Source organism: Pseudomonas sp. HD6422 (assembly GCF_025377065.1).
Lineage (GTDB): Bacteria > Pseudomonadota > Gammaproteobacteria > Pseudomonadales > Pseudomonadaceae > Aquipseudomonas > Aquipseudomonas putida_U.
Genome location: NZ_JAHWIW010000066.1, coordinates 1 through 8,307, shown reverse-complemented (window position 1 = coordinate 8,307; position 8,307 = coordinate 1). Strand labels below are relative to the sequence as shown.

Sequence of the window (8,307 nt, the reverse complement as noted above, 5' to 3'; positions counted from 1 at the left end):
CGCAATTGGAGGGTTTTGGTGGCTTTCACTCTGGATTGGCCTTTATCCATATTGTTCAGCAAAATAGCGCGTTTACCCTGGCTTTTTCAAGGTTGGTCTAGTGGAGAATTCATTGCGTGTTATTTCCCGGAATTGATGCAACCAGCCTGACAGGGGAATGCGTTATGGTCGGCGTCGTATTTCGCCGGCAGCGTAGGCGGTACGCCATTGGACGTGGTTCGGCGCCACATCGAGCAGCAAGACAGGCCGGCGTGAGGGCGCGCAGTTCGCACGCCTCGCTATTCCTCCCCGCACTAAAGTACGGGGTATCTCGCGGAGAAAATCGATGATTAGGGCCGCAAAGCGGCCCTAATCACGACACTGAACGATCAGCGTTTGTCTTCGACTTTCCAGGCATTGCCGTCGTAGAAGGCCTTCCAACCGGTCGGCTTGCCATCGACCTCGGACTGCACGTACTGCTCCTTGGTCTTGCGGCTGTAGCGAATCACCGCTGGCCTGCCATCCGGATCTTTCTGCGGCGCATCGCAGAGGAAGTGGTACTTTGGATCGATCTCATGCTTGTGCGGCAGGATTTCGAGCACCAACGGCGCACGGGTCTCGCGGTTTTTCGGGAACTGGCTGGCAGCCAGGAACAGTCCCGATGCGCCGTCACGCAGCACATAGGTGTCGTCCACCTTCTCGCACTTGAGCTCAGGCATGTCCACCTTGTCCATCTTCGGTGGCGCCGCCTCGCCGCTCTTGAGCAACTTGCGGGTGTTCTTGCACGCCGGATTGGTGCAACCGAAGAACTTGCCAAAGCGGCCCGTCTTCAGCTGCATCTCGCTGCCGCACTTGTCACACTCCAGGCTAGGCCCTTCGTAGCCTTTGATGCGGTAGCTGCCTTCCTCGATCTCGTAACCCGGGCAGTCGGGGTTATTCCCGCAGATGTGCAGCTTGTGCTTCTCGTCCAGCAGGTAGGCGTCCATGGCCGTGGCGCAGATCGGGCAGCGGTGCTTGCCGCGCAGTACGCGCGATTCCGATTCGCCCTCGTCGTCGGCAGCGATTTCATCGCCTGGCACCAGGTTGACGGTGGCCTTGCAACGTTCCTTCGGCGGCAGGCTATAGCCGGAGCAGCCGAGGAACACGCCGGTGGAGGCGGTGCGGATCATCATCGGACGACCGCATTCCTTGCACGCAATGTTGGTCATGGTCGGCTGGTTGGCACGCATGCCGTTCTCCGCCGACTCGGCAGTCTGCAGCTTCTGGCTGAAGTCGCCGTAGAACTCGTCGAGTACGTTCTTCCAGTCACGCTCGCCCTGGGCCACGTCGTCGAGGTTCTCTTCCATGCCGGCGGTGAAGCCGTAGTCCATCAGGTTGGAGAAACTCTCGGACAAGCGCTCGGTGACGATATCGCCCATCTTCTCGGAGTAGAAGCGGCGGTTGTGCAGGGTCACGTAGCCACGGTCCTGGATAGTGGAAATGATCGCGGCGTAGGTCGATGGACGACCGATACCACGTTTTTCCATTTCCTTGACCAGGCTCGCCTCGGTGAAGCGTGCCGGCGGCTTGGTGAAATGCTGGCTCGGATCGAGCTGGATCAGCTTGAGCACCTCACCCTGGGCCATTTCCGGCAGCACGTCGTCTTCACCCGGCTTGCTCTGCTGGGGCAGCACACGGGTGTAACCGTCGAACTTGAGGATACGGCCCTTGGCGCGCAGCTCGAAATTGCCGGCAGCGACCGTGACACTGGTCGACAGGTATTGCGCGGGCGGCATCTGGCAGGCCAGGAACTGACGCCAGATCAGCTCGTACAGGCGCTCGGCGTCGCGCTCCATGCCACTGAGCTTGGTCGGGTGGGTGTTGACGTCGGATGGGCGAATCGCCTCGTGCGCCTCCTGGGCACCCTCCTTGCTGCCATACACCACCGGTGCGTCCGGCAGATACTGCTTGCCGAACTCGCGCTCGATATAGCCGCGGGCCATGTCCAGGGCATCGACCGACAGGTTGGTGGAGTCGGTACGCATGTAAGTGATGTAGCCGGCTTCGTACAGACGCTGGGCCATCATCATGGTCTTCTTCACGCCGAAGCCCAGCCGGTTGCTCGCCGCCTGTTGCAGAGTGGACGTGATGAACGGCGCCGAGGGCTTGCTGCTGGTCGGGCGGTCTTCGCGCTTGACCACGCTGTAGCTCGACGCCTTCAACTGCTCCAGGGCTGCCATGGCCTGGGCTTCGTCGAGCGGCTTGAACGCCTCGCCGTTGTGCCGGGCCACCTCGAAACGCACCTTGGCGTCCTTGGCAGTGCCCAGGTCGGCATGCACTTCCCAGTATTCTTCGGGAATGAAGGCACGGATTTCGCGCTCACGCTCCACCACCAGCTTCACGGCCACCGACTGCACGCGACCGGCCGACAGGCCACGGGCGATCTTGGCCCACAGCAACGGCGAAACCATGTAGCCGACCACGCGATCGAGGAAACGGCGCGCCTGCTGGGCGTTGACCCGATCGATATCCAGCTCGCCCGGTTGGGAGAAGGCATCCTGGATGGCCTTCTTGGTGATCTCGTTGAATACCACGCGCTTGTAGCGGGTGTCATCGCCGCCGATAGCTTCGCGCAGGTGCCAGGCGATGGCCTCCCCTTCGCGGTCCAAGTCGGTTGCGAGATAGATGGTGTCGGCATCCTTGGCCAGGCGGCGCAATTCTTCGATCACCTTTTCCTTGCCGGGAAGGATCTCGTACTTGGCCTTCCAGCCATGGTCCGGATCGACGCCCATGCGCGCCACCAGCTGGCGGCGGGCCTTTTCCTTCGGCGACAGCGCCGGGGCCTCACCCGCGGCCTTGCCACGCTTGGCGGCTGGCTCTTTGCTTGCGCTGGCCGAACCGCTGGTGGGGAGGTCTCGGATATGGCCGATACTCGACTTCACCACGTACTGGTTGCCCAGGTACTTGTTGATGGTCTTGGCCTTGGCCGGGGATTCCACAATGACCAGCGATTTGCCCATGGATCGGAGTATTCCTGAATCTGAAGATGAAAAACGCGTCAGGTGCCGGACGCGGCACCGCTATATATAGTGGTGAAACTGTGAGGTCAAGTTCGGTCGACTATTCGCCGGCTTTCACCGACAGTGCCGGCAACCCCTCTTCGGCCTTGACCAAAGCAAAGCGTGGCACCTGCTCGCCGTCAACCTCGACCGACTCCTGGAACATCGCGAGAGGCCGAACCCAGAACCCGTAATCACCATACAGGCATTGGTAGAAAACCATCCACTCTTCGCTTTCGGAATGCCGCGCGACACTGAAGACACGGTACTCAGGCCCTTTGTAGTGACGGTATACGCCTGGTTGTATCTGCATGTCGCCTGTCCTCTTGAAACAAAACCTGTAGAAAAACAAAAACCGGGGCACTAGGCCCCGGTCGCTGTCCCGCGACGCGATCAGACGCGTTCGAAGACAGTGGTGATGCCTTGGCCCAGGCCCACGCACATGGTGGCGATACCCAGGGTGCCGCCGTTCTGCTTCATGACGTTGAGCAGGGTGCCGGAAATCCGTGCCCCAGAGCAACCGAACGGGTGACCCAAGGCAATGGCGCCGCCGTGCAGGTTAACCTTCTCATCCATCTTGTCGAGCACTTTCAGATCCTTGAGCACTGGCAGGGCCTGTGCGGCAAAGGCTTCATTGAGCTCGATGAAGTCGATGTCGGCCATGGTCAGGCCGGCACGCTTGAGGGCTTTCTGGGTCGACGGCACCGGGCCATAGCCCATGATCGCCGGGTCGACGCCGGCCACCGCCATGGCGCGAATGACCGCCAGCGGCTGGATACCGAGGTCCATGGCACGTTGGCCGGACATGACGATCATGCACGAGGCGCCATCGGTGATCTGCGACGAGGTACCGGCAGTGACGGTGCCACCCTTGGGGTTGAACGCCGGCTTGAGGGACGCCAGTCCCTCGAGGGTGGTTTCCGGGCGAATGGTCTCGTCGAAATCGAAGACCTTCAGGAAGCCGTTCTCGTCGTAGCCCTGCATCGGGATGATTTCATCCTTGAACTTGCCTTCGACCGTGGCCTTGTGCGCCAACTGGTGCGAACGCAGGCCGAACAGGTCTTGCTGCTCGCGGGTGATGCCGTGCATCTTGCCGAGCATCTCGGCGGTCAGGCCCATCATCCCGGAAGCCTTGGCGGCATGCAAGGACAGGTGCGGGTTGGGATCGACGCCATGCATCATGCTGACGTGTCCCATGTGCTCGACGCCGCCGATGACGAACACATCGCCGTTGCCGGTCATGATCGCCTGGGCAGCGGTGTGCAGCGCGCTCATCGACGAGCCGCACAGGCGGCTGACGGTCTGCGCCGCCGAGGTGTGCGGAATCGGCGTCATCAGCGAAGCCATGCGGGCGATGTTCCAGCCCTGCTCCAGGGTCTGGTTGACGCAGCCCCAGATCACGTCTTCGACTTCTTTTGGATCGACCTTGTCATTGCGCTTGAGCAACTCGGTGATCAGATGCGCGGACATATCTTCAGCGCGGGTATTGCGGTGCATGCCACCCTTGGAGCGGCCCATCGGCGTGCGACCGAAGTCGACAATCACCACGTCTCTTGGATTCAAGCTCATATCAATAATCTCGCTCTAGCTCGTTGGCCACTCAGTTGAAGAAGCGCTGGCCGTTCTTGGCCATTTCACGCAGCTTCGCGGTCGGGTGGTACAGCGGGCCCAGGTCGGCGTACTGGTCGGCCAGGGCGACGAACTCGGCCACCCCGATCGAATCGATGTAGCGCAGCGCGCCACCGCGGAACGGAGGGAAACCAATGCCGTAGACCAGGCCCATGTCCGCCTCTGCGGCGGTTTCGACGATGCCGTCTTCCAGGCAGCGCACGGTCTCCAGGCACAGCGGGATCATCATCCAGTTGATGATGTCTTCGTCGCTCACTTCACGCTGCTCACCCAGGATCGGCTTGAGCACGTCGAGCACGGTGGCGTCGAAGACTTTCTTCGGCTTGCCGCGCTTGTCGGTCTCGTAGGCATAGAAGCCCTTGCCGTTCTTCTGACCCAGGCGGTTGGCCTCGTACAGAGCATCGACGGCCGAGCGCTGCTCGTCTTTCATGCGGTCCGGGAAGCCTTCGGCCATGACGTCGCGGCCATGGTGGCCGGTGTCGATGCCGACCACGTCCATCAGGTAGGCCGGGCCCATGGGCCAGCCGAACTTCTCCATGACCTTGTCGATACGCACGAAGTCGACGCCAGCGCTCACCAGCTTGGCGAAGCCGCCGAAGTACGGGAACAGCACGCGGTTGACCAGGAAGCCCGGGCAGTCATTGACCACGATCGGGTTCTTGCCCATCTTCTTGGCGTAGGCCACGGTGGTGGCAACGGCCACTTCACTGGACTTCTCGCCACGGATGACTTCCACCAACGGCATCATGTGCACCGGGTTGAAGAAGTGCATGCCGACGAAGTTTTCCGGACGCTTGAGCGCCTTGGCCAGCAGACTGATGGAAATGGTCGAGGTGTTGGAGGCGAGGATCGCGTCCTCCTTGACCTGGCCTTCCACTTCCGCCAGTACCGCTTGCTTGACCTTCGGGTTCTCGACCACGGCCTCGACCACGATGTCGACATTGCCGAAGTCGCCATAGGACAGGGTCGGTCGAATGGCGTTGAGCGCCTCGGCCATCTTCACCGGGGTCAGACGGCCTTTTTCGACGCGCTTGCCAAGCAGCTTGGAGGCCTCGTTCAGACCCAGCTGGATGGCTTCTTCGCGGATGTCCTTCATCAGGATCGGAGTGCCTTTGACCGCCGACTGGTAGGCGATACCACCGCCCATGATGCCGGCGCCGAGCACGGCAGCCTGCTTGACGTCGTGGGCGATCTGGTCGTGCGCCTTGGCTTTGCGCTTGAGCTCCTGGTCATTGAGGAACAGACCGACCAGGCTTTCGGCGACCGAAGTCTTGGCCAGCTTGGCAAAACCGGCTGCTTCGACTTCCAGCGCCTTGTCGCGACCGAAGTTGGCGGCCTTCTGGATCGACTTGATGGCCTCGACCGGCGCCGGATAGTTCGGCCCCGCCTGACCGGCAACGAAACCTTTGGCGGTTTCGAAGGCCATCATCTGCTCGATGGCGTTGAGCTTGAGCTTTTCCAGCTTCGGCTGACGCTTGGCCTTGTAGTCCAGCTCACCGGAAATGGCGCGCTTGATCAGGTCCAGAGCGGCAGCCGAGAGCAGCTCGGGGGCCACCACGGCATCGACGGCGCCGACCTTCAAGGCATCTTCGGCGCGGTTCTCTTTACCGGCGGCAATCCACTCGATGGCGTTGTCCGAACCGATCAGGCGCGGCAGGCGAACGGTACCACCGAAGCCTGGGTAGATACCCAGCTTGACTTCCGGCAGGCCGATCTTGGCATTGCTGGACATCACCCGGTAGTCGGCCGCCAGGCACATCTCCAGGCCACCGCCCAGGGCGATGCCGTTGATGGCGGCAACGGTCGGCACCTCGAGGTCTTCGAAGGCATTGAAGATGCGGTTGGCTTCCAGGTTGCCGGCAACCAATTCAGCTTCGGGCAGCTTGAAGTTGTCGACGAACTCGGTGATGTCGGCGCCGACGATGAATACGTCCTTGCCGCTGCTGACGATCACGCCTTTGATCGAGGCGTCGGCCTTGATGGCGTCGACCGCCTGGCGCAGTTCGTCCAGGGTCAGGCGATTGAACTTGTTGACGGACTCACCCTTGAGGTCGAACTTCAGTTCGACGATGCCGCTTTCAAGAGCCTTAACCGTGATGGCTTTACCTTCGTAAATCATCAACTGATCTCCACGATATGGAAGCTGAACTGTACACGCCGATCGCTGATGGCCAAGTCGGCCTTGCGGCCCTTGCCCCAAGCTCACCCATCGGCGCGATAGTCGGGATTCTGTACGAGCGGTGTGACATACAAACGCTCAATTCATACGCCCGTTTGATTTGGGTGTGCACACATTCTCCGAAAAGATCCGCGTTGTCAAATGCTCAGAATCAGGCTGAGGACGCGACTTTCCGGTCACGCTAGCGAATAAAGGTAGTACGCATGATGACGGTGATCGTTGGCCATTCATGGCAACAATCGGACGTATTTTTGCAGCAGCGAGTGCGATGGATGGTGCCGAGTGGGAACTAGCGGCTATAGTGTGGGTGCTGTCCGGCCTGCCTGGCCTTATCGAGGTAGATGCGGAGGTGGTTTGCCACCTCCGCATTTTTTATGCGAGGGTTTCGAAGGCGTGGGCAATATCCTGCAACACAGATTTTTCGCCGCGTTCGCTCCAGTACAGGGCAATCATGCGCTTGTCGGCCTCGACCTTGTAGACGGTCTCGGGCAGCCGGGAAAACACCTCGGCCAGGCGCGCGTCGTCGCACACCTCACGCCACTGGTTCCACCACACACCGGGGCTGACCTGCCAGTAGCACCAGCAGTCTTCATGACCCCGACGCCGCGCCCGATGGTACTGCGGGCAAGGGCTCGGCGGCTCACGCTCCAGCCAGTGCGGCCACTGCTGGGGGGCCAACTGCATGGCCAGGCCCATGCGCCGCGCTTCCAGGCGCAAGGTCATCTGCTCGCCCTGCTTGCGCGACAGGCGCAGCCAGGAAAGCGGGCTGAGAATCAGCGCAAGGATTGACACAACCAGCCATACCGTCATATCTGTAGATCCCATAAAGCGTTGCAAATGAGCAGGTTACTCATCTTTCACGGAAGACCTGCCATAAAGCGACCATACTTCTACTATCGCGATTGTCAGGAGTACTGCTCATGTCCTACGAACATCTTCTGGTCGCCGTCGACCTTACCGAAGAGTGCGACCCGGTGATCAAGCGTGCCATGAAGCTGGCCGAACCCACGGGGGCCAAAGTCTCGCTGGTGCATATCGTCGAACCGATGGCCATGGCCTTTGGCGGGGACGTGCCAATGGACCTCTCGCAACTGCAGCAGCAGCAGTTCGACCAGGCCAAGGAGCGCATGGACCGCTTGTTCAATAAATATCCTGAAATCAACCGCGGCGATTCGCATTTGACCTACGGGCAGCCGCGCCAGGAAATCCACCAACTGGCCAAGGACCAGAAGTGCGACCTGATCGTGGTCGGCAGCCATGGCCGACATGGCCTGGCCTTGCTGCTGGGCTCCACCGCCAACGACGTGCTGCATGGCGCACCGTGCGATGTCTTGGCAGTGCGGTTGCAGAAGAAGGAATGATGTAGGCTGCAGCGGCCTCTTCGCGGGGGGAGGCCCCGCCCCCCCCCCCCAGCAGGGGGGGGGGGGGGGGGGGGGGGGGGGCCGCGGACGGCGGGCGGACGAAGAAAAACAACCAAACAAC

The 8,307-nt window shown here is 61.1% G+C and carries 6 protein-coding genes and 1 pseudogene; 2 read left to right on the top strand and 5 right to left on the bottom strand.

The window, feature by feature from the left end:
* Window positions 1-165 precede the first annotated feature (165 nt).
* Window positions 166-255: pseudogene (locus KY379_RS27560) on the top strand (IS200/IS605 family transposase); the annotation flags it as partial.
* 113 nt (window positions 256-368) lie between these two features.
* Here the strand turns inward: KY379_RS27560 and topA are convergent.
* From topA to KY379_RS26765, 5 genes are all read right to left on the bottom strand, one after another.
* Complete coding sequence (gene topA, locus KY379_RS26785; RefSeq protein WP_261241667.1) at window positions 369-2,978, bottom strand: type I DNA topoisomerase; 2,610 nt, start codon at window positions 2,976-2,978, stop codon at window positions 369-371.
* A 100-nt stretch (window positions 2,979-3,078) separates the two neighbouring features.
* Window positions 3,079-3,330: a DUF1653 domain-containing protein gene (locus KY379_RS26780; RefSeq protein ID WP_133328634.1), complete on the bottom strand. Its 252-nt coding sequence runs from the start codon at window positions 3,328-3,330 to the stop codon at window positions 3,079-3,081.
* A gap of 80 nt (window positions 3,331-3,410) precedes the next feature.
* The gene (gene fadA, locus KY379_RS26775) at window positions 3,411-4,586 is read right to left on the bottom strand and encodes an acetyl-CoA C-acyltransferase FadA (RefSeq protein WP_133328636.1); all 1,176 of its coding nucleotides are present in this window, start codon (window positions 4,584-4,586) and stop codon (window positions 3,411-3,413) included.
* 31 nt (window positions 4,587-4,617) lie between these two features.
* Window positions 4,618-6,765 carry a fatty acid oxidation complex subunit alpha FadB gene (gene fadB / locus KY379_RS26770; RefSeq protein ID WP_133328638.1) on the bottom strand — a complete coding sequence of 716 codons (2,148 nt, stop codon included), beginning with the start codon at window positions 6,763-6,765 and terminating at the stop codon, window positions 4,618-4,620.
* A 432-nt stretch (window positions 6,766-7,197) separates the two neighbouring features.
* Complete coding sequence (locus KY379_RS26765) at window positions 7,198-7,635, bottom strand: hypothetical protein (protein ID WP_261241669.1); 438 nt, start codon at window positions 7,633-7,635, stop codon at window positions 7,198-7,200.
* A 110-nt stretch (window positions 7,636-7,745) separates the two neighbouring features.
* On the opposite strand from KY379_RS26765, the gene KY379_RS26760 reads away from it, so the two are divergent.
* Window positions 7,746-8,186 (top strand): universal stress protein, encoded by a 441-nt coding sequence (locus KY379_RS26760; protein ID WP_133328643.1) that lies wholly within the window; start codon window positions 7,746-7,748, stop codon window positions 8,184-8,186.
* Window positions 8,187-8,307 lie beyond the last annotated feature (121 nt).

Excerpts from the sequence above, each read along its gene's own strand:
- topA (WP_261241667.1), bottom strand. The coding sequence starts at position 2,978 with ATGGGCAAATCGCTGGTCATTGTGGAATCCCCGGCCAAGGCCAAGACC.
- KY379_RS26780 (WP_133328634.1), bottom strand. The coding sequence starts at position 3,330 with ATGCAGATACAACCAGGCGTATACCGTCACTACAAAGGGCCTGAGTAC.
- fadA (WP_133328636.1), bottom strand. The coding sequence starts at position 4,586 with ATGAGCTTGAATCCAAGAGACGTGGTGATTGTCGACTTCGGTCGCACG.
- fadB (WP_133328638.1), bottom strand. The coding sequence starts at position 6,765 with ATGATTTACGAAGGTAAAGCCATCACGGTTAAGGCTCTTGAAAGCGGC.
- KY379_RS26765 (WP_261241669.1), bottom strand. The coding sequence starts at position 7,635 with ATGACGGTATGGCTGGTTGTGTCAATCCTTGCGCTGATTCTCAGCCCG.
- KY379_RS26760 (WP_133328643.1), top strand. The coding sequence starts at position 7,746 with ATGTCCTACGAACATCTTCTGGTCGCCGTCGACCTTACCGAAGAGTGC.